General features: G+C 44.6%; 17 protein-coding genes. 6 read left to right on the plus strand and 11 right to left on the minus strand.

Annotated elements, in window-relative coordinates; translation table 11 throughout:
• Positions 1-147 precede the first annotated feature (147 nt).
• On the minus strand, positions 148-456 hold the full coding sequence (locus tag ACXAGK_RS06990; RefSeq protein ID WP_474855154.1) for a hypothetical protein: 309 nt from the start codon (positions 454-456) through the stop codon (positions 148-150).
• A complete protein-coding gene (locus ACXAGK_RS06995) occupies positions 456-1,004 on the minus strand; it encodes a YaeQ family protein (RefSeq protein WP_474855156.1) in 549 nt (182 codons plus the stop codon). The genes ACXAGK_RS06990 and ACXAGK_RS06995 overlap by 1 nt, the downstream gene beginning before the upstream one ends.
• Positions 1,005-1,275: 271 nt before the next feature.
• Between ACXAGK_RS06995 and ACXAGK_RS07000 the strand changes: the two genes are divergently transcribed.
• On the plus strand, positions 1,276-1,917 hold the full coding sequence (locus tag ACXAGK_RS07000) for a peroxiredoxin-like family protein (RefSeq protein ID WP_474855158.1): 642 nt from the start codon (positions 1,276-1,278) through the stop codon (positions 1,915-1,917).
• Positions 1,918-1,980: 63 nt separating this feature from the next.
• On the opposite strand, the gene ACXAGK_RS07005 is transcribed toward ACXAGK_RS07000, so the two are convergent.
• Positions 1,981-2,877, minus strand: coding sequence for a hypothetical protein (locus ACXAGK_RS07005; RefSeq protein ID WP_474855160.1), 897 nt, complete (start codon positions 2,875-2,877; stop codon positions 1,981-1,983).
• Between the two features lie 287 nt (positions 2,878-3,164).
• On the opposite strand from ACXAGK_RS07005, the gene add reads away from it, so the two are divergent.
• Positions 3,165-4,166, plus strand: coding sequence for an adenosine deaminase (add, locus tag ACXAGK_RS07010; protein ID WP_474855161.1), 1,002 nt, complete (start codon positions 3,165-3,167; stop codon positions 4,164-4,166).
• Between the two features lie 25 nt (positions 4,167-4,191).
• On the opposite strand, the gene ACXAGK_RS07015 is transcribed toward add, so the two are convergent.
• The 4 genes from ACXAGK_RS07015 to ACXAGK_RS07030 all read right to left on the minus strand — a co-directional run bounded on the left by ACXAGK_RS07015 (position 4,192) and on the right by ACXAGK_RS07030 (position 9,090).
• Positions 4,192-4,755: a class GN sortase gene (locus tag ACXAGK_RS07015; protein ID WP_474855163.1), complete on the minus strand. Its 564-nt coding sequence runs from the start codon at positions 4,753-4,755 to the stop codon at positions 4,192-4,194.
• Complete coding sequence (locus tag ACXAGK_RS07020) at positions 4,748-7,027, minus strand: marine proteobacterial sortase target protein (RefSeq protein ID WP_474855165.1); 2,280 nt, start codon at positions 7,025-7,027, stop codon at positions 4,748-4,750. Before ACXAGK_RS07020 ends, ACXAGK_RS07015 begins: the two co-directional genes overlap by 8 nt.
• A gap of 705 nt (positions 7,028-7,732) precedes the next feature.
• On the minus strand, positions 7,733-7,960 hold the full coding sequence (locus ACXAGK_RS07025) for a hypothetical protein (RefSeq protein ID WP_474855167.1): 228 nt from the start codon (positions 7,958-7,960) through the stop codon (positions 7,733-7,735).
• Between the two features lie 167 nt (positions 7,961-8,127).
• On the minus strand, positions 8,128-9,090 hold the full coding sequence (locus tag ACXAGK_RS07030) for a YihY/virulence factor BrkB family protein (protein WP_474855168.1): 963 nt from the start codon (positions 9,088-9,090) through the stop codon (positions 8,128-8,130).
• A gap of 308 nt (positions 9,091-9,398) precedes the next feature.
• On the opposite strand from ACXAGK_RS07030, the gene ACXAGK_RS07035 reads away from it, so the two are divergent.
• The 3 genes from ACXAGK_RS07035 to ACXAGK_RS07045 all read left to right on the plus strand — a co-directional run bounded on the left by ACXAGK_RS07035 (position 9,399) and on the right by ACXAGK_RS07045 (position 11,896).
• Positions 9,399-9,950 carry a type 1 glutamine amidotransferase domain-containing protein gene (locus tag ACXAGK_RS07035; protein ID WP_474855170.1) on the plus strand — a complete coding sequence of 184 codons (552 nt, stop codon included), beginning with the start codon at positions 9,399-9,401 and terminating at the stop codon, positions 9,948-9,950.
• A 92-nt stretch (positions 9,951-10,042) separates the two neighbouring features.
• Positions 10,043-10,735 carry an SDR family oxidoreductase gene (locus tag ACXAGK_RS07040; RefSeq protein ID WP_474855172.1) on the plus strand — a complete coding sequence of 231 codons (693 nt, stop codon included), beginning with the start codon at positions 10,043-10,045 and terminating at the stop codon, positions 10,733-10,735.
• Between the two features lie 273 nt (positions 10,736-11,008).
• Complete coding sequence (locus ACXAGK_RS07045; RefSeq protein ID WP_474855174.1) at positions 11,009-11,896, plus strand: SDR family NAD(P)-dependent oxidoreductase; 888 nt, start codon at positions 11,009-11,011, stop codon at positions 11,894-11,896.
• Positions 11,897-11,963: 67 nt separating this feature from the next.
• Here the strand turns inward: ACXAGK_RS07045 and ACXAGK_RS07050 are convergent, their stop codons facing one another.
• The 4 genes from ACXAGK_RS07050 to ACXAGK_RS07065 are packed head-to-tail and all read right to left on the minus strand — an operon-like array spanning position 11,964 to position 16,694.
• Positions 11,964-13,379, minus strand: a complete 1,416-nt coding sequence (locus ACXAGK_RS07050) for an ABC transporter ATP-binding protein (RefSeq protein WP_474855176.1) — start codon at positions 13,377-13,379, stop codon at positions 11,964-11,966.
• Positions 13,376-14,245, minus strand: coding sequence for an ABC transporter permease (locus ACXAGK_RS07055; RefSeq protein WP_474855178.1), 870 nt, complete (start codon positions 14,243-14,245; stop codon positions 13,376-13,378). Before ACXAGK_RS07055 ends, ACXAGK_RS07050 begins: the two co-directional genes overlap by 4 nt.
• A complete protein-coding gene (locus ACXAGK_RS07060; protein WP_474855180.1) occupies positions 14,242-15,225 on the minus strand; it encodes an ABC transporter permease in 984 nt (327 codons plus the stop codon). Before ACXAGK_RS07060 ends, ACXAGK_RS07055 begins: the two co-directional genes overlap by 4 nt.
• Before the next feature lie 2 nt (positions 15,226-15,227).
• Entirely contained in the window at positions 15,228-16,694 is a 1,467-nt protein-coding gene (locus ACXAGK_RS07065) for an ABC transporter substrate-binding protein (RefSeq protein ID WP_474855182.1), read from the minus strand.
• A 524-nt stretch (positions 16,695-17,218) separates the two neighbouring features.
• Between ACXAGK_RS07065 and ACXAGK_RS07070 the strand changes: the two genes are divergently transcribed.
• Positions 17,219-20,473, plus strand: coding sequence for a WD40/YVTN/BNR-like repeat-containing protein (locus ACXAGK_RS07070; protein WP_474855184.1), 3,255 nt, complete (start codon positions 17,219-17,221; stop codon positions 20,471-20,473).
• Positions 20,474-20,645: the final 172 nt, after the last annotated feature.

Consider the following 20,645-nt stretch of genomic DNA (forward strand, 5'->3'; position numbering starts at 1 on the left):
AATATTCAACTAATCCAGTCTAGCCTACTTATCTAGTAAAGTGTAAGTAGACTTTATGCGGAAAAATGAAAGGTTTATAACAAAATTTACGCGATTTATAGAATATGTGTGCATCGCAAGACGTGGTTTTGTGATGCACTACGCGCGTTAATCTTCTGGACCTTGCGTAGTGAATACAAGATGTCGACGCATGTCTTTCAACACTACACCTTTTTTAAGTAGCGCTGCACTTAATCGTCGCTGCCATTTTTTTAATTCAGGCTCGGCCCGTGACAGTGTCTCTTCATTTTCGAACTGAAATCTTAGCAGTAAAGATCCAGGGAATTGATGATATTGAACGTCGAACCAGCATTGTTGCATACCTTCAAGTTCTTCAATTCCTTGTGCTTCCAAGCTATCGGCTACACTGAAAACCAGTGCTTGTTGTTTAAGCTGAACGGCAGAGAGCTTTTTCATTACAGGTGTTTCTCGATAGGCACTTCCACACTCTCGGTCACATCGGCACCTTCGATGGTCAGCCACATTTGCCCATCTTGAATGGTAACTTGTATTTGCATAGAGCGATGAACAGCATTAGCTAACGTAGCGGCTAGCGACTCTGGTAAAGTAAAAACTGACAGGTTCTTTCTTGCCTGTAACTTGTTTTGCTCTTTCTTCCACCAGGCATCAAAGCTATTGTCAGCGTATGAATAAATCATCATCTGTTGACTTTGATTACAGCCCTTTTTGATGCGCTGTTCTGACGGTTGACCTAACTCAATCCACAACTCGACTTCATCGCTAAAGCTCTTCTGCCACAAATCGGGCACGTCGTCATCAGAGAGCCCTTTGGTAAACTCCAAACGCTCGTGAGCATTCACAATAAAGGCGATAATACGCAGCATCATGCGCTCGTCATTTTCGGATGGATGCCGGGCAATAGTAAGGTTGTGATCGTTGTAGTAGTTACGATCCATATCTGTAATTGATATGTCAGCTTTAAAAATGGTCGCTTTAAGAGCCATGATGATCCTGCTTTGTGTTTATTAAGGCTTGCGAAAAGCCTTGTATATTATGCGAACAAACGCTACTGCAAATTTTGACGCAATATTACCAGTAAAATGCGTTGCCTGCTGTAGCTAAGAGGCCTATATCACAAGTAAGTACGCGTTTATTTTCATGCGTAATGAAATTTTAAACAAACCTTCTCGGTCATGTTCTTGGGCATCGCGCGAAGCGCGAATAACTAAAACGGTAAACAAGCCACAATAAGAATATAAATTTGGAGAGGGATTAATGAAAAAACTCGTCGCTATGGCAGTTATGGTATTCGCCTGTATTGCGGGTACATCAAATGTACATGCATTAGAGCGCGGAACCATTGCTGAAGATGCAAATTCGGTGACGCCATTACTTAATGGCCAGGTTGCGCCTAAAACAACGCTTAAAATGGCTGACGGATCACCGGTAAGCTTACAAGCGCTGACTATGCAAAAGCCCAGTATTGTACTTTTTTATCGTGGCGGGTGGTGCCCATACTGCAACGAACAGCTTGCCCAGCTAAAAGATATTGAAAAAGACTTAGTGGACATGGGGTATCAGATATTGGCAATTTCGCCTGAATCACCTGCGCGTTTACAAGAGCAAAAACTTGAAACTGAGTTTTTGGTTACATTGCTATCTGACGATAAATTAAATACGATCCGCGAATTCGGCGTTGGGTTCTACGTAGATACCATGACTGAATTAAAATACAAAACCTATGGTATTGATTTAACCAAAGATGAAAGTGGAAAAAGCGTGTTGCCAGCGCCTGCTATTTTTATGCTAGATAAAAAAGGGAAAGTTTTATTTAGTTATGTGAACCCAGATTACAAAGTTCGCCCTTCGGCAGAACTGGTATTAGCAGTAGCAAAAACACTTAAAAAAGAGATGTAATGACTTGTGCAAGCCTTATCAAGGCACAGCCCTTGAGCCTTGATAAGCTATCGCCACTACCACTTAAACGGCAAGTAGAGTTGCGATTTGCGATGCTAGTTTTTTAGGGGCAATGTAGGTATCGCCCTTACAGTCTTTTACTACGTTCAATAGTGCTTTAAGCAGCGGTTTATTTTCTACATTGCGCTGACAGACCGCGTGAATAGTATTGAGCGCTAGTGTCCCTCCCAACGTTTTCATATCGTCAATGTTCAAATTTTGTAAAACGCGATTTGCCGTATAGCGGCGCCATGACATGTGGTAGCTGTCAAAATCGCACGTTAGGTCAACGCTGAGTGCCGCTTGAAGCGCCCAACTTAAAGGGCGGTAGTGCAATAGGTGTTCGGTAAGCAAAAAGATCTCAAGTGCGTGCTCAACAAATAAAGAAGGCTTAGCGTGTTTACTTAGTTCAACAATTGGGAATACACCTCCATCAGAAAACATCGAAGTCACAAGTTCAAAGGTGTAATAGCCATTGCCATGAATGGCAAGCAGGAGCGATTCTATCTCATTTAGAAGAGCTGCGTCCGAATGGTTACCGATGTGCTGCAACGTTAAGTTATCCAAAAATTGCGTAACAAACGGATAGCGAGCATTAAGCTCTACCCATTCGCTGTCTGTTGAATAACGTTTCGCTTTTTGGCTTTCTAGGTAACAGTTGTAGTAGGCCAAATTGACAGAAGCATGGGGCGAACTTGTCGAATAAACATAGCCTGCCCATGCCATCATTGGCGATGAATTTAGGCCGAGCGCTTTTAGATGCTCGGTTGACGTACCTGGTGAACAAACTACTTCGACAAACCCATGGGCGGACATCACGTCTAGCCCCATAAAATCGGGGTCTTCTTGCATGTGTTCGAATGAATACGCACCATTACGCCAGCCTGCTAAATAGCAGCCTTCTATACACTTTCCGCACATAACTGTGCTCCTGTTATTTACGTTATAAGGGGAGGTGACTGGTTAGTCTTAGGTGGAAAACAGCTTATGTACAAAGCCACATCAGAAATTGGGAGAACTTGGCTTTGAAAAACTGCACAAAGCATCGATAAGTATTGCGTCGACACAATGGCCTAAACTTAAAACAAGTTTCGTTTCAAAAAAAGCACAGTTTTGTCCCGCTATAAAAAAGTTATTTTCGGGCAGCAAGCGAGGTTTAACGCGGCAAGTGTTATACTTAAGAGTGCTCGAATCCAAATCGTATAGCCATGATTAATAAAACACTTCCGCTTCTAGATTTACATCGCCACCTAGATGGTAATGTGCGCCCGCAAACTATTCTTGAGCTTGGACGGCAATTTAATATTAATCTGCCCGCTAACTCGATAGAGGGGTTGCGACCACACGTTCAAGTAATGAAAATCGCGCCGGATTTGGTGTCGTTTTTAAATAAGCTAACATGGGGCGTTAAGGTTTTAGGCAATCTTGATGCTTGTAGACGTGTGGCTATTGAAAATGTTGAGGATGCGGCAAAGCAGGGCATTGATTACGCAGAGCTGCGCTTTAGCCCCTACTTTATGGCAGAAAGCCACGATTTGCCTACACAAGGTGTGGTTGAAGCGATTATAGATGGTGTAAAAAGCGCAGTCGAAGAGTACGATGTTAAGGTTAACTTGATAGGTATATTGTCGCGCTCTTATGGCGTAAAAGCATGTCAGCAAGAGTTAGATGCAATACTGGCGTGCAAAACTCACATTACTGCCATTGATTTGGCGGGCGATGAAAAAGGCTTTCCTGGTGACTTGTTCGTAGAGCACTTTAAACAAGTGCAGCATGAAGGATTAGCTATCACAGTACACGCGGGCGAGGCGGTGGGCCCTCAGAGTATATGGCAAGCTATCGATGATTTAGGTGCTACGCGAATAGGGCATGGTGTTAATGCCATTTATGATTGTAAGCTTATGGACTATTTGCGCGATAAGCGCATTGGCATAGAAAGTTGTTTAACCAGTAACATACTCACAAATACGGTAACTTCATTACCAGAACACCCGTTAAAAACCTTTTTAGATCACGGCATATTAGCCTGCCTAAATACCGACGATCCAGCCGTTCAAGGTATAGAGCTAGACCACGAATTTGATATCGCAGCCAAGCAAGCAGGCCTGACTGCTTCTCATATTAAACAAGCGCAGAAAAACGCCTTAGAAATAGCGTTTTTAAGCGAAAGTGAGAAAGCCGCACTCATCAAGAAAGTGGGGTCAGAGTAACGACACTGACCCCATAGCTCCAATTCTATGAAGGCTTAAGCTCGACAACTAACCTTAAATGGTTGTCTTGGGCGATGGAATGAAATGGATAGCATGTCACCAAATACAGCCTTTTTTGATTGAGTTGAACATTCAGCGTTTGCTTTTTTGTATCAACAATGCGCTTGGCTGAAATTCGATAGGGGTGCCATATCCTATCAGAAGTTTGAAGTTGTAGCGCATCACCAATATTAACCTTTTCAAGAAAAGCGAAATGGGTGTCTTTGTGGCCTCCAATAACGCTGGTTTCATTGGCCAGCTCTCCAGCATTGATATGTCTTCCTGGGCCAAAGGCCAACGCATTACCTTGGGCACCTTCTAGAATATATAAGTCGGTATCGCTTTTGGGGTGCACTAACCGCCCGACGGGCCACGTGTCTGCCCATTGCCACGGCTTAACTTCAGCGCCAGTTTGCAAGGTTTCTGCCCAAGCTTTTTTGATCAGTACTTGGGCTAACTCTGCTTTTATCGATATCCACGCAACATTGCCAAATCCAAAGGCTACAGCCGCAATAAGCAACACACTTATGAGTATTTTAGGCTTAACCATTGTGCGTTACTCTTTCGTCTTTTATGAAAATACGGCATTGCCTTAAAAGAAAACCTTGAGTTTCCCTCGTGTAAAGCAGTATTAAAAAGAGGAGTGAAAAAGCACCAATAGCGAGGTAAAAGTTAATTCCTGCAGAAGTTTGCGGATAGCTAACGGTACGCATTTGTGTACCCTGCGGCATTAGGTTTTTTATGTTCTGCGATTGAACGTTTGTCGATTCAGGTCTTGATACTACTTCTTCAATAGCAACAAAGCTGGTATATGCCGTAATTAGATTGTGGGCTAAGGCTACGTTAATAATGTCGTTTTTAACCTCGTTTTCTTCTCTACCAAGAGCCTTTTCATCCATTAGCGCCGCAACTTTTTTACGTGCCCATGCGGTAGCGATACCATTGCGTTGAGTTGAGTGTGATGGTTTAGCATTAGCCGAATTATCGCTTACGTTATTGGTACGCTGAGCTGTTAAAGAACTAGCTTGTATACTGCGTTGCCATCTATGGGTATTACCGTCTTTGTCAGTTAAAGTACCCTCAAGCACCAAGCTATTGTCCGCAGTATTCTGTTCCAAATTATTACCATGACTGTGCTTTTCGTAGGCAAGGTCGGGCACTTTTAAATTAATGAGCAGTGGCTCGCCAGCGTACAAATCAGGCAGACGTTTCGGGTAAACTTCAACATTATCCTTGTGCCGCATATTCATTGGCAGCGTTAAAGAAAGATTGCTCAATACAGGGCTTTCAAGCTTGCTAAATAAGCGCTGCATTTCTTTTTGAATGTTATTTTGGTTGTCGACAAACACATAACTACCTCGGCCGAATTGTGCTGCGCGGGTCATAAAGTAGCTGTTAGGTGCGCTGCCAATTCCTACCGTAAAAAGCCTTGCGCTACCTAGCTGTTGTTGAATCATTGAAAAGAGTGCAGCTTCATTTCCGACGGCGCCATCAGTGATAAATACAACCTGTTTAATGTAGTTTTCTTTTGGCTGTGCGCTTAGCGCTTCTAAAAGGGCGCCCGCCATTTCGGTCCCACCGTTTGCGTGTAGCTCAGAGATAAAAGATAGGGCCGTTTTTATATTATGTGGCTTAGCATTGGCAGGTTGACTGAATAGTTTTGTGTAGCTTGAATTGAATGCCACAATATTGAACCTGTCCTTTGTGTCTAGTCTTTCAATCGCTAGCTTCAACGCGGCTTTGGCATCTTTAATCGGACGTCCGCCCATCGAACCCGATGTATCTATGATAAAAGTAATGTCGCGCGGAAAGTCTTGAAGATCGTCAGGGTTAACTTGAGGTGGTGTTAGCATAACCAGCGCATAGTGACCTGAATCAATATCTTCAGCGAAATAGGCTGCTTGTGGAGTAGCGTCCTTCGAAGGACGCCACCGCAACCACACATCTTTATTCATGGTTACGTGTTTATCATCAATCCAAGCGCGGTATTGATATTTAGCGTTTTCAATAGCATGCCAGTTAAGTTGATGGCCTGTGCTATTGATAGAATCAAGCGGCACTCCCGCGTTTATTGTTGCATTAAAAGAAAGCTGATTCGTAATACTATCGGGCTGAGCTGGCGCCATAAACGGTGTTATTTTATCGGCGTCACTTACTTCATTTGTGGGTAGTGCCCAGCCTGAAATAAATGTGTTATGGCTCGATAAACGACTGCTGCCATGCTCTGTGCTTTGCGGGGCTCGCTTACTTCTACTATCAGCGTCGTCGCTGGACGCGTCATTGAAATTTTCTTCTTTGTGATTGTTTGCGCCAGTGTTGCCAGGGTAAGCATGTTCAATTAAATCGGCATCGCTTAAGTTTCTTGTAGGAATGCCAGGGATATAGCGAGGAGTAAGGGTGGTAGGAAGGTGGAAGCTAAACTCTCCATTATCATACGCAACCTGCTGTATGTACTGTAACTTAACCGTGATCTGTTTATGTGGAGCTATATTTGCTAAATGTTGAGTGAATAAGTTCGGTCGCTGTTGTTGCGTTAAGCTGGCTTTCTTTCCCGCTTTTTTTGCTGCATCAAACGCTTCTTTGGCTTGAGCTTTCGGCTTTATTTTCCCGACGATAACTCTATCGCCAATAAGCATTTCCGTACTATTTATCGCCGCGTTTTCATTAAGCGGAAAGGTATACACACCATGTTTCCATTCATCGCTATCATTGGTAAACGTTTGAGAATAGGTGACGTGAGCAATCATGCCGTTAACTTGCAGCTCAACGTGAGTAGAGTGTAATAAGGCGGGTGACGGTTCTCCACCCTTGCTCTGCATCATGAGCTCACCTGACTCTGCGCGACTTAGTGGGCTTACCGCCACACCAAGCAAGAAACACAGAAATGAAATAAGTATTAATAAGGTATGGCTGCGAGACTTTGGCGCGTGTTGCCGCTCGCGAAACAAGGGCCTATGTATGCGACTAGGGGTAATGTAGTCACGCTTGGGTGTTTTGGTAAATAGCATGGAATAAGCTCGCGTTAAGTGACGATGCTTATTATTAAACGCCCAGAATAGGGCGAATTATGAACAGTTATTATGGCGAGGTGGTGAAGAAAAATGGCGAAAGTGTGTTTCCCGCTTGCCGTTCAGTGCATTCTGGAAGGCGCAACATTTAAACGCGCCAACATTAAACAACCTATGCAAGCTACAAACAGCGAAGAACTTCCTAGGTTTAAAACGCGTTAGCCCAGAAACGCGTTGCATTAGATAAAACTGTTTACAGGCTAGCGCTTTATTATAGGGGAGGGGAAGACATTCAGCTTTTTTGCTCCGATAGTGCAAAGCAGAGTTATGACGAAAATGACTGTTGTTGTAATCACCATTTCAGCATGCTCATGAAAACGGAAAAAATATGATAATGTCCTTAGCGAAAATACGCTCACTACAATTATAAAAAGCATGTAGGCAATATATTTACCTATTTGAACAATTGATATATTCATTGAAAAGCTCCGAATTCGGAGGCGTTACGCCTCCGGATTTTTATTCTAGAGACGTGCGTTCTGACATTTTGTCGCCAATTTTACCGCCAGCGTAACCTAGGCCGCCAGAAATACCGCCTAAAGCTGCGCCAGCCCAGCCTCCACCGATACCACCTAGTGCCCCTGCACCTACAGAAGCCATGAAGCCCGCAAAACTAAAATCACCCCAGCAGTGCTCTTCACAGCCGCCGGAAACATTTTCAATATCAGTAAAACTTAATTCTTGCATTGTATAATTCCTTTTATGAATTTACCCAACATTGGGTAAGAGAAAAGGTATACAAAATGCTGACTGAATTTAACTGAATAGAAGTATAGTTTTGTCAGAAACCCCTATTGCGCGGTTCACTAGCTGCTTGCAAGATTAGCTTTCAATATTATCGCGCGCTGCTTGATTTAAGACCGCTTACGTTTCAGGTCATCTGGGGTATGGTCAGCTACAAAAGCATTCCTTTCGCCCATAGGCTTGTCTTCGCCTTTGGTACTATCGGCTGTTGTTTGAAGCTCTATTGCAGAATTGACCTCTGCACCGATAAGGATGATGTAGGCACTTATATATAGCCACATGAGTAAGATGATAATGCCGCCCACAGAGCCATAGGTTTTGTTATAACTTGCAAATTCATTTAGGTAGAAAGAAAACGCATAGGATGCAACTAGCCATAGTATGGTGGCGAACAGCGAACCTGGTGTCACCCAACGCCATTGGGCTTCACGGCGGTGTGGCGCATAGCGGTACAACGCTGACAAAGCTAAATTGAACAAGCCAAGCATGATGGGCCAGGTTATCCATGTAGCTTGCTCTGCGCTAATAGACTTTGCCGTTATCCAGACTATCGCTTCTGGTAAAATGGTGATGCAGGCTAAGGCGACTATTACAGTTAAGATCATGAATATCGTGCAGGTCACACGAGCCAGTATCCCTCTTAAAAAGCCTCGCCCTTCCGATTCACTGTACGTGATATTACAGGCTTTTATAAGTGCATTAGCGCCTTTGCTACTGCTCCAAAGTGAGAGCAAAAGGGTAAATAAAAAGCCCCAGCCGAGGGCCGAGCTTGATTTTTCGGTCAAATTGGTAAGCTGCTCTTCAATAATATACCGGCTATCGGCTGGCACTACGTTAACAAGTAACGACATATGGGTTTGTAATTCTTCTGGTGAAACCATAAGACCGTATAGGGCGATAGTGGCACCAAGTAATGGGAATATCGCCAGTAAACAGTAAAAAGCAACACCCGCAGCAATAAGGGGAATATTGTCTTTTTGCAGGCTAGTGAATATACGTTTCGTTATGCTCCACCAGCTTTTTAGTGAAAGCTCGAACGCAGATTTTGCGTGGCTGAATCGTCCCTTGCTCATAGTTCCTCAAATTTTTCTCGGTAAGTGCGCGTTTGTATACTTTGATACATCAAATTAAAGAAGACGGCTTAATAAGCTCTGTAAATCATTCATGGAGCGTGCGAATAATTGATAAAGCCTTCAATAAAGCTCAATTTGAACATTAATTAAAAAATTTAATTTAAACAATGGGTTGCGTGTTGTTAAGGATGATGGTTTGTAATTTGCAGTCTACTTTTTACCAAATTGATAAGCGTAGCCCTAGATAATCGTTCTAGCGTCTGTAGGGCTTCGGAAATTCGATAGAACGTTCAAAAGGAGTAACTAGTATGAGCAACACGCAAAACCTTCAGGGTAAAAAAATTGCTATTTTAGCAACCAATGGTTTTGAGCAAAGTGAATTGGTTCAACCTAAAGAGATGTTCACCGAACGTGGCGCAAAGGTTGATATCCTATCTATTGAAGATCAAACCACTATTAAAGCCTGGGATGAAGACGACTGGGGTAAAGACGTAAATGTTGATTTGCAGGTTACATCGGCAAATCTTAGTGATTACGACGCTCTTGTTCTTCCGGGCGGTCAGATAAACCCAGATGTACTTCGTACCAACAAAGACGCGGTAAGCTTTATCAAGGAAGCAAACGGTACTGACAGCATCAAAGCCGTAGGTGCAATTTGTCACGGCCCATGGCTATTAGTGGAATCGGGTTTAGCGAAAGGTGCAACCCTTACTTCATTCCCTAGTATTCAAACGGATTTGAAAAACGCAGGTGCGAATTGGGTAGATAAAGAAGTGGTGACCGATGACAAGTTAGTTACCAGCAGGAATCCTAACGACATCCCAGCCTTTGTCGATCAAATTAGTAAGATGATTGCATAGTGTCTTTCCAAACTTTAGCTTCTCTTCACATTACGAAGCTGTGAGAGAAGCAGACTAACGATAATTTCTATGAGTTAAAAATGGGAGATGATATGTCAGATTCTACACCGAGCGACAAGGTTATTGCGATTACCGGTGCTTCTAGCGGTATTGGAAAAGAAACGGCAAAGCAGCTAGTTAATAAAGGATACAAAGTTGCGCTTATCGCGCGAAGTGAAGATAAGTTAAGCGAATTAGTTAACGAATTGGGCGAAGACAATGCACGCGCTATCAAGGCTGATGTGAGTAACTTCGACGAAGTGAACCGCGCATTTGAGCAAGCACATAAGCACTTTGGTCGTCTAGATGGCGTATTTGCCAACGCTGGGCGCGGATCCAAAGCTGCCGGCATCGAAAAAGGTGATGTAGAAGACTGGGACGGGATGTTAGGCGCTAACGTCAACGGTTTACTCTATACCGCTAAAGCAAGTTTACCTTTTCTTCGAAAAACGAAAGGGCACTTTATTATCACCAGTTCTGTAGCCGGAAGAGTGGCTATTAAAGGTTCTGTTTACGGTGCAAGTAAATGGTTTGCCTATGGTTTCGGTCAAAATCTTGCCGAGGAGATGCGCGAGTGGGGTGGTCGATGCACTACAATCTGCCCCGGCATGGTAAACACACCATTTTTTGACGAGCCCAAGGAAGATAAGCTTCAGCCAGCAGATATAGCAAAGTCGGTATTGTTTGCGCTAAGTGCAGATGAATCGGCCTGTGTTCGAGAAGTTTATGTGATGCCTGCGAAGTAAACGAACTAACCACCGGGTAAGAGATAATTTATTCAAGCAAAGGGCAGGGTTAGTCACTGCCCTTTTGTATTTGCCCCGCTACTATTTTTAACCTGCCTTATTAATTTCATGAAGCTATCCAAATTAGGCAAATAAAGTATTTTCCCCATCCTGTTACCCCTAATCTAGGTGTGTAGATAAGCGCTAATTGAGTGAGGTAGGCGATTTCTAATTCTTCATTGAAATGGCTTTGCCTAAGGGGCCGCGGCGCAATAACAATAACAGGAGAGTAAGATGTCTAACGAATTTACGGGTAAGACCGCTATTATTTCTGGCGCCGCTGGCGGCATAGGGTTAGCGCTGGCAGAGGCATTGGCAAGGCAGGGTATGAATATCGTCATGGGCGATATTGATAATAATGCATTAGCCGAGTCGGGCAATGATTTACGAGAGAAAGGTTTTGATGTACTGACTTGCGCCCTAGATGTTACCGACTACTCCCAGTGGGAAGATATAGTTGCCAATGCCAAAGAGAAATTTGGCAAGGTTCACATGGTCATTAACAATGCTGGTGTGGGCGGCACCCCAAGTAAAGTAGAAGATTCAGAGCATGAAACCTGGCGCTGGGTTATGGATGTGAACGTAATGGGCGTGCTTTATGGCGCACAAGCATGCGTACCAGCCATCAAAGAACACGGCGAAGGAGGCTGGGTATTAAACGTAGCGTCAATGGCGGGAATGATGGGAATGCCATATGCTGGTGCTTATTGCGCTTCAAAAGCGGCGGTGGTATCTATGACAGAAAGTTGGGTGCCAGAGTTGAAACCTTTTGGTATTCACACCTCGGTATTGTGCCCGGCATTTGTAAAAACTCGCATCCATGAGTCGTACAGAAACAGACAAGAAAAGTATGCAGTGGCAGCTGAAAAGCGCATTGATAAAGAGAAGCTCAAAGCAGGCGCTCAAGCGGCAACTAAAGCAGTAGAGTCGGGAATCGATGCCTCTGTGCTAGCTGAACGCGTGATAGAGGCGCTTCAGTCAGAGCAAACTTATATTTATACACACCCGAATTATCGAAAGGTTACTACGGCCCGCTTTAGCGCGATTGATAGCGCCTTTGTCGATGCTGAGCGGAGTCAGGCTGTAGGTCATCTTATTAATGATGAAATCGTGACTTTTTAGTTCATTCGCGGCTACGGTTTGCGTATAAACACACGAAAGAGCCCTGAATCTTGTCTTCCAAAAGCCGTTATATAACGGCTTTTGATGTCGTGGGAGTCTGAAGGTCAATGACGCGGTCACAGACTTTTTCTAGCTGTGTTCTATCGTGACTGATAAAGAGCACCGTGCAACTTTCTTCTCTGCATTGATCGACAAGTAAGTGAGTAATTGCCTTACTTGTAATGGGGTCGAGCCTAGATGTTGGCTCATCAGCTATAAGTAGCTTGGGCCTTAGTAGCAGCGCGCGCAGCAAAGCAATGCGTTGAAGCTCACCTCCACTTACCTCAGAAGCGCTGCGCTCAAACAATTGCTGGTTAAGGCCTAGTTGAGATGAAAGTAAATCGGCACGCTTTTTAGACACCTTGTGAAGCTTTATTACGTCATCAATCAATGATTTAAGCGTAGTGTGATCGGCAAATGAACTGGGGGGATCTTGATATAGCTTTAGGGTTTGATAACGGTGTAAAAGCGTATGAAACGCAATATTGCCTTGATAGGGTAGAAGCCCAAGTAGAGCATCACCTAGAGACGTTTTTCCACAGCCGCTATCACCACAAAGCCCGACAATTTCGCCTTCCCCTAAAGAAAAACTAAGGCCAGTAAATAGTGCATGGTTACCTCTTATAATTGTGAGGTCATTCACCGATACCAGCGGTGCAAACCTATGCGTTTTTTTTGTTGTAGTAGTCCAGTGTTGCGGAGCCGACGCAATAAGGGTTTTGGTATAGTTTGATGACGGGGAGGACAGTATCTTGCGGGTATCACCTGTTTCAACCAGTTTCCCGTTTTTTAGCACCATACATTTACCACCCAGTGCCTCTGCCACTGAAACATCGTGCGTAATGGTAAGTAGCGTACCGTCGTTAGCTTTTTGCTTTAGTTGCTCAATAATATGGTGTTTGCGTCCGGCATCTAGCCCTTTTGTGGGTTCGTCGGCTAGAAATAAAGGTGCATTAGTCGCTGATGCACAGGCAAAAGCAACACGCTGTGCCATTCCACCAGAAAGTTGAGAAGGGACTTTATCACAGTCGTCTTTAAGAGCCAGGCTGTCTAGCTGTGTCTTCGCACTCTTTTGTGCTTCGCGAGAACCGTTACCCAATGTAAACCGAAAAACTTCGGCGACTTGCTGGCGAATTTTCATCATTGGGCTTAGAGAATGCCATGGCTCTTGCGGCAGCATAACAATGTCTCGCCCCCACAATTGTTCACATTCACGTCGGTTCGCACGAAGCATATCTACACCGTTTACCAGGACATTTCCCGTAACCCTCAGTGCAGACGGTAAATCGCCCATAATTGCTTGCGCTAGCAGACTTTTACCTGCCCCGGTTTCACCCAATATAGTCAGTGTCTCGCCTTGTTCAAGGTTAAGGGATAGATCCTCTACAATAATGGTGTCTTGCGCGTAAATTGATAAATGTTCAATAGCAATATATTGGCTCACAGTTTGCGCTCCAATGCATCACAATTCGATAGTCTACTGCTGCTGTCAAAAATGAACTTATTTGCACGAGGTGTTTTGTCACTCTTCGCAGAAAGTAAGTGAAAGCCCAGTACGAGAACGAATAGGGTGAAAATAGGTTGTGCGAGCAGCCAAGGTGCTTCGTGATAGTATGGAAAAAGCTCAACTATCATCAGCCCGAGCTCAGGGCTGGGTGGTTTTAAACCAACATAAACGAAGCCCACCGATGCCATGGCGATAATTGAGGAGGAGGCACCAAAAGCAGCAAGTGATAACACGTCTTGTCGAATGGCGGGCCATATATGCTTACTAAATAAATAGCGTTTTGGAAAACCCATTAGCGCAGAGTTTTCCAGTGCAGGGCCTGCCACTACTGGTAGAGTGATAGCACGTACCAGCCTGAAGTACTCGACGGCCAGTACTAAGGAAATGGCTAAATACAGCATAATGAAAGAGCCTGGTACTAGCGCCGCGAAAAGAAGAATAAGTACCAGTCCGGGGAGCGCCAATATTGTATTGGCAATGAAATTCAATGTCGTATCTACCCAACCTCTACACCACGCTGCAATTACGCCCGTTAGCACGCCAATGATTGATGAACTTAGTACACACAGTGTAGCGAGAGAAAGTGATATGCGTAGACCCTCTGAGATTCTGGCCAGCATATCGCGTCCGAATTGATCTGTACCTAACCAATGTTCCGCATTTGGGGCTTCGAGCACTTGCTTTAAATTTTGTTGGTTACCGTTTGTTCCCAATAGAACAGGCTCGCCCAACGCAAGTAATAAGAGCAGCATCAAAAGTGAAAAGCCAATCACTTTTTCAACAGGTAAGGCGGGTGTCTTCATTGGCTATGTCCTCGATTTTCCCTCACCCTTGGGTCGAGTGCATACTGACTTAAATCGACAAGTGTGTTGACCAATACGAATAACAAGCCCATTAGCAAAGCAGTGCCTTGTAACATAGTGATGTCGCGGGCAAAGACAGCATGGGAAAGTCCGTGTCCTATGCCGGGCCAAGCAAAAAGGCTTTCAATCATAATTACGCCTTCAATCAACCCAATAAGCTGAATGCCCATGAAGGCTAGAGCAGGTATAACGATGTTTGGAAGCGCATGGCACCTGAACGCCTCTAGAGCGCTTAACCCTTTGATCTTGGCGAAATGGAAATAACCCGACTGAACCGCATTAACAGTACTGTTGCGAATTACGCGGTTTGATATAGCGGCCAGGCTTAACCCTAAGGTCATTACAGGTAAAATGGTATAGACAAAGCCTGAAGAGCCCGCAACCGGAAGCCAGTTGAGCTCTAGAGCAAAAATAAAGATGAGAATTAGCCCTAAACAAAATACCGGTTGAGAGCGCACGAACGTGGAAAATACTAATACTGTTTTATCGAAGAGAGAGGCGCGGCTTTTAGGAGAACTTTCACTTTTTCTAGCGCTTCTGATGCCGCTATAAATTCCCAGAGGAAACGCAATTAATGTGGATAACAGAATAGCGAGCCCAGCGAGAACAAGGGTGTAAGAAAGCTGATTTTGTAGCTCAACAACAATAGGGGCTCCCGTAACCAAGCTTGTGCCTAAATCCAGAGAGGCTAAATCGGCCATCCAGCTTACGTACTGTTCGAAAGCGCTTCTGTGTAGACCAAGTTCTTCTGCTACGGCATTAGCGGCACTTGTGCTTACCGCATCATCGCCGTAGCGGCCAGCCGCTATTTTGTAAGCCATATCTCCAGGTAGTGAACGGGCTATAATAAATGTGAGTGTGCCTACACTCCACGCCATCAGTACTGCTTGAAGCAGCCGTTGAAGTAGGATTTTTCTCATTGCTATGGGGTTATTCTCATTTGAGATACACGAAAAGAGCGCTCGTAAGGGTCGAAGCTAAAGTTTCTAAGTCGCCTAGATGTAGCCGTTTGCTGTACATAGTACATAACGGGGATGAGAGGAACGTCTTTTTGAACTTCTTGCATAATTGATGATATCAACGATTTGTAAGCGTGTTCATCCGTGGTGTGACTTAAGGTTTTTAAATCACTAAACACTTTTTCATTTTGCCAGTTCATTGGCCCCCAATCTCCGCCTTCTTTTGAAGAAAAGTCAGCCAGCATTATACCGAGAGGGTCTGGGATGTTAGCAAAGTTACGCGCCATAAGTGCAGTCTGCAATGTACCATCAGCATGCCCTGAAGGAATGGCACTTACATTTTCCATATGGACAGAGAGCTTCACTCCAATGCTAGCCCACTGATCTTGAATTGCCGTGGCAATGGTAATGAGTTCTGGGCGATTGGCATAGGTAATCATATCCAGCGTTAAAGGTGAGCCATCTTTGTAGCGCACGCCATTCTCACCTACTAACCATCCTGCGTCGGTAAGCAGTTGTTCCGCTTTTTTCCTGTTTAACAATGAGTCGCCATTTTCAACGCTATTATTAATTCTTGGGTTATTGTCAGCGTCACTCATTGAAATAGTATTGGTAGCATTATCTGTAGTAGAACGAATATGCCAGTCTCGAATATTTGGGCCAAATAGCTGATCAGCAGAGATATTCGATATACGCATTACGCCAGATGCAATGCCTTTTCTGTCAATCGCTAAACTCAGTGCTTGTCTTACTTTTACATCTGAGAGGATAGGATGGCCGCTATTTAACTTAACTAAAGTGGTGCGAGGGATCCTGTCGCTAAACACGTTTACGTTAGAGTCAGTGCGCAACATGCTAACCGCGGCAGGGTCGAGGTTGTACACAATATCTGCTTGCCCCGTTCGTACCATAAGCGCCCGCGTTTCAGAGCGGTGACCCGTTACGTACTCAACGTTTTCAATAACAGCGGGCTCGCCCCAATAATTGTCGAAGCGTGTGGTTGTGATATTGTGGGGTGGTTCAAAGTGCGTAATTTGATAGGGGCCTGTACCTATTAAGGTTTTAATTCGATTGAACTTGCCGAAGGTAGCAGGTGCCACGATCGCAGTTGCATAATTACTTAACAGAGAAGGGAAAGGACGGTAACTTTGGTTCAAGGTGAACTTGATAGAATATTCTGATACCACCTCCATGTTGGCGATCATATCTTTTGAAAATGGCGTTGGTTTACCAAACGCGACCGAAAGGCTTTTGTAGACGGCGTCGGCGGTCATTAATGTGCCGTCATGAAAATACACATCAGGACGTAAATTAAATGTCCAAACGGTAAAGTCCTCATCATTTGACCATGAGCTAGCAAGTCCTGGGATAAGTTGACCTTGGTTATCCACGTCTATGAGTGTTTCCAGAATTTGCATTCGTGTGAACATGTAGCCGGTACTTGACGGATCGTTATTAACTGGTTCAAAAGGACCACTGATCAAGATTTTGTCTGTAGGTTGTGAAGGTGTGCAGGCACTAAGTAGAACGCTGGCAACGACGAGTAAAATTGTTAGATGTTTAATCCGCATATTATTTTTTATGTATTCCCTTCGAGCCTGTAAGCTTTTTCGTATCTATTTGAACCCTGTGGCTCAGTTTAAGTATTTAATATTATATGGCTGACCACCCTGAATAGTAAAACAAAGCGCCAGATTGGATAATATACGACTTGTTGAATAAATGTACAGATTGAGTCGGTAGGACTAAACTACTTTTGAAAAATGCACTGGCTAATGACCATCAAAATATTAAGTAATGTTAAGTCGGTGCACAATATTTTCAACTGTTGTAATGGGCAGTTGGTCGTATGTTACATTGTAACTTTAAGCATTTATTAGTAATGCTATAGAGTAATAATACTACAAATTAAAAAAAGGGTTTTGAGCCCTATCAAATACACTGGATAACAATAATGAAAAAGCTTCTTAAAGCGGCAGTTGCTGTATCAATTGCACTTGCGTGCACCCCCGCCTTTGCAGACAAAAACGACAAGAATGAAGTCTTCAGCAGTTCAACATTCAAAGCCATGGAGCTGAGAAACATTGGACCTGCTTATATGTCGGGCCGAATAGCCGATATTGCAATTGACCAGAACAACCCGTCTACATGGTACACCGCTGTTGGCTCTGGCGGAGTGTGGAAAACCACCAACGCGGGCACAACGTGGGAGCCCATCTTTGACGACCAGCCTGTTTATTCCATTGGCGATGTAACCATTGCGCCAAGTAACTCAAATATCATTTGGGTGGGGACTGGCGAAAATAATGGTGGTCGACACATCAGCTTCGGCGACGGTGTTTACAAATCTTTAGATGGCGGACAGACATGGAAAAACATGGGGCTGAAAAAGTCAGAGCATGTTTCAGACATTATTATCCATCCTACTAACCCAGATATCGTGTGGGTTTCAGCTCAAGGTCCTCTCTGGAGTGGTGGCGGCGAGCGCGGCTTGTATAAAACTACCGACGGGGGAGAAACTTGGAAGCAAGTGCTTAAGCCTGCTGATAAATGGACGGGCGTAACATCGTTACTTATCGACCCGCGCAATCCAGATAAACTTTTCGCAGCAACGTGGGCACGTCAACGCTCAATTGGTGCTTACGTAGGTACAAACGAAGGTGCTGGTATTCATACTTCTAACGATGGAGGCGAAACTTGGACGGAGCTTAAAACAGGGTTGCCGAAAGGAAATATGGGTAAAATTGGTATGGCTATATCGCCTATGAACCCCGATGTTATCTATGCCACCATTGAAACTGATAATCGCGGTGGTGGTTTTTATCGCTCAGCTGATCAGGGCGCTAGCTGGGCTAAAATGTCTGATGAAGTAGGTGGCGGTACTGGCCCTCACTATTATCAAGAAATTTTCGCGGACCAGCATCAGTTTGACCGTGTTTATATCGCCAGCAACTACAGTAAAGTATCAGACGATGGCGGTAAAACATGGACGCCTATTAATACTAAGCGCAAGCACGTAGACGATCACGCGATGGCCTTTCACCCCACTGACCCGGATTTTGTTTTAATGGGGTCTGATGGCGGTATTTATATGTCTCACGATAGAATGGCGAACTGGCGCTTTATGGCTAATTTGCCATTGACCCAGTTCTATAAAGTTGCGCCAGACGATTCAAAGCCTTTTTACAAAATTTACGCAGGTGCACAGGATAACTCTACCCAAGGTGGTCCGTCGCGCACTATGCGAGAAGAAGGGATTAAGAACAAAGATTGGTTCTTGACCTTAGGTGGTGACGGACACGGTCCTGCGGTAGAACCAGGCAACCCTGATATTATGTATTCTCAGTGGCAGCAGGGTAACTTGACCCGCGTTGATATGAAAACCCGTGAAGGCGTATACATTAAGCCTCAGCCACTTCCAGGCGACCCGGCAGAACGATACAACTGGGACGCGCCGATAAATGTTTCAGCTCACGACCCAGCGCGTATTTACTTTGCATCGCAGCGGGTGTGGCGTAGCGATGATCGCGGTGACAGCTGGACGCCGGTATCAGACGATTTAACGAAGAACGGCAATCGTATGCACTCGCCATTAATGGGGCGCACGTGGTCAGTAGAGGCCGGTTGGGACTTATATGCCATGACCGAATTCCACACCATCGCCAACTTTGCTGAAAGCCCGGTAGATGAGAATATTTTGTGGGCGGGTACAGATGACGGGATTATTCAAGTTACGACCAACGGCGGCAAATCGTGGAAAAAGATTGAGTTAGACGATATTAGAGGCATTCCTGCCAATTCTTATGTGAATGATATTCGCGCTGACTTGTTCGACCCTAATACCGTATATGTGGCGCTGGATAACCACAAATATGGTGATTACAAGCCTTATCTTATTAAATCAACTAACTTGGGTAAAAGCTGGACATCACTTGCTGAAGACTTGCCTGAGAAGCACCTAGTTTGGCGTATTGTGCAAGACCATGTGAACAAAGACTTGCTCTTTATTGGTACAGAGTTTGGTGTGTTTTTCTCGGTAGATGGCGGTAAAGACTGGGTTGAGTTAGATGGTGGCATGCCGACCATTTCGACTCGTGACGTGAAAATTCAGCGCCGTGAGAATGACCTGGTGGCAGGTACTTTTGGTCGTGGTATTTATATTCTTGATGACTATGCGCCGCTGCGTTTATTGACTGAGAAGTCTATGCAGCAAGACGCTATTTTGTTTGCCCCGAGCCGCCCAGTTAAATGGTTCCAGCTAGATGACAATCACACTGACTCTGACGGCGACGACCGCTTTGTTGCAGAAAATCCTGAGCATGGTGCAACCTTCACTTATTACCTGAAAGACAGTTTGCTTACGGCAAAAGAAAAACGCCAAGAAGCAGAGAAAAAATTAATAGAGGATAAGAAGTACCCTAAATATCCAAGCTGGGAAGCCGTGGAAGCAGAGAACCAAGAAGCGGCGCCAGCAGTCTATGTTGAGGTACGCGACAGCGACGGAGACGTTATTAAGCGCGTCGAGGGTAAAGCGAAGAAGGGCTTACACCGTATTACCTGGGATATGAAGCATACATCAACGAGTCCGCTTACGGATAAGGAAAGCAAAGACAGAGGTCTGATGGCGTTGCCAGGCACCTACACTGCTACCTTGTTTAAGCGCGTTAATGCTGAGGTAACACAACTTTCTGAACCTGTTTCGTTTGAACTTAAGCCTATTGTTCAGGGGGCGCTTGAAGGTGCTACTTATGAAGAAATTGCTGCTTATTCAGATAAGGTAAGCACAGCGCAAAAACGTGCACTTTCTTCAACGACAGTGCTGACGCAGCTTAAAGATACAATGGCTCTATTGCGCACAGCTATTGACCGCACGCCAAATGATGTGGCAAAACTTGAAGCCCAATTTGCTGCGATTCAAGACGAGATAAACGAAGTGAACAGAGCGTTTTACGGTCTTAAATCACGCGATAAAATGGGCATTAAGCCAGCGAATATCATGAGTCGCCTGCGCTATGCTCGTTCTGCGTTAGGTTCATCTTATGGTCCTACACAGCAGCACAAAGATCAGCTCGGTTATGCTCAAGACAGCCTAGATAGCGTAGTTACACGCATCAGTACTTTACAAAATACTGCTGTACCTAAGCTGCAACAAGCTGTGGTTGATGCTGGGGGACCGTGGACAACAGGTCTTCCTGTAATCGCTAAATAGCGGCCAACTAGCCTGATTTTTAGTCTAATTTTTAGTCTAGTTGGGCTTAGCACGCGGCAGTAGCATTACTGCCGCGCCTTTCTTTTCATTTTTAACCAGATTTTTCGGTCCGTACTCCTATCATACGTACGTATCGGTTAGTGAGACTTTTATTGTTTTCTTGTTTTCCAGC

The organism is Alteromonas sp. ABM1_013, from assembly GCF_056160505.1.

Bases quoted from the DNA above. Each gene is read 5' to 3' on its own strand.
- ACXAGK_RS06990 (WP_474855154.1), bottom strand. From the start codon at position 456: ATGAAAAAGCTCTCTGCCGTTCAGCTTAAACAACAAGCACTGGTTTTC.
- ACXAGK_RS06995 (WP_474855156.1), bottom strand. From the start codon at position 1,004: ATGGCTCTTAAAGCGACCATTTTTAAAGCTGACATATCAATTACAGAT.
- ACXAGK_RS07000 (WP_474855158.1), top strand. From the start codon at position 1,276: ATGAAAAAACTCGTCGCTATGGCAGTTATGGTATTCGCCTGTATTGCG.
- ACXAGK_RS07005 (WP_474855160.1), bottom strand. From the start codon at position 2,877: ATGTGCGGAAAGTGTATAGAAGGCTGCTATTTAGCAGGCTGGCGTAAT.
- add (WP_474855161.1), top strand. From the start codon at position 3,165: ATGATTAATAAAACACTTCCGCTTCTAGATTTACATCGCCACCTAGAT.
- ACXAGK_RS07015 (WP_474855163.1), bottom strand. From the start codon at position 4,755: ATGGTTAAGCCTAAAATACTCATAAGTGTGTTGCTTATTGCGGCTGTA.
- ACXAGK_RS07020 (WP_474855165.1), bottom strand. From the start codon at position 7,027: ATGATGCAGAGCAAGGGTGGAGAACCGTCACCCGCCTTATTACACTCT.
- ACXAGK_RS07025 (WP_474855167.1), bottom strand. From the start codon at position 7,960: ATGCAAGAATTAAGTTTTACTGATATTGAAAATGTTTCCGGCGGCTGT.
- ACXAGK_RS07030 (WP_474855168.1), bottom strand. From the start codon at position 9,090: ATGAGCAAGGGACGATTCAGCCACGCAAAATCTGCGTTCGAGCTTTCA.
- ACXAGK_RS07035 (WP_474855170.1), top strand. From the start codon at position 9,399: ATGAGCAACACGCAAAACCTTCAGGGTAAAAAAATTGCTATTTTAGCA.
- ACXAGK_RS07040 (WP_474855172.1), top strand. From the start codon at position 10,043: ATGTCAGATTCTACACCGAGCGACAAGGTTATTGCGATTACCGGTGCT.
- ACXAGK_RS07045 (WP_474855174.1), top strand. From the start codon at position 11,009: ATGTCTAACGAATTTACGGGTAAGACCGCTATTATTTCTGGCGCCGCT.
- ACXAGK_RS07055 (WP_474855178.1), bottom strand. From the start codon at position 14,245: ATGAAGACACCCGCCTTACCTGTTGAAAAAGTGATTGGCTTTTCACTT.
- ACXAGK_RS07060 (WP_474855180.1), bottom strand. From the start codon at position 15,225: ATGAGAAAAATCCTACTTCAACGGCTGCTTCAAGCAGTACTGATGGCG.
- ACXAGK_RS07065 (WP_474855182.1), bottom strand. From the start codon at position 16,694: ATGTTCACACGAATGCAAATTCTGGAAACACTCATAGACGTGGATAAC.
- ACXAGK_RS07070 (WP_474855184.1), top strand. From the start codon at position 17,219: ATGAAAAAGCTTCTTAAAGCGGCAGTTGCTGTATCAATTGCACTTGCG.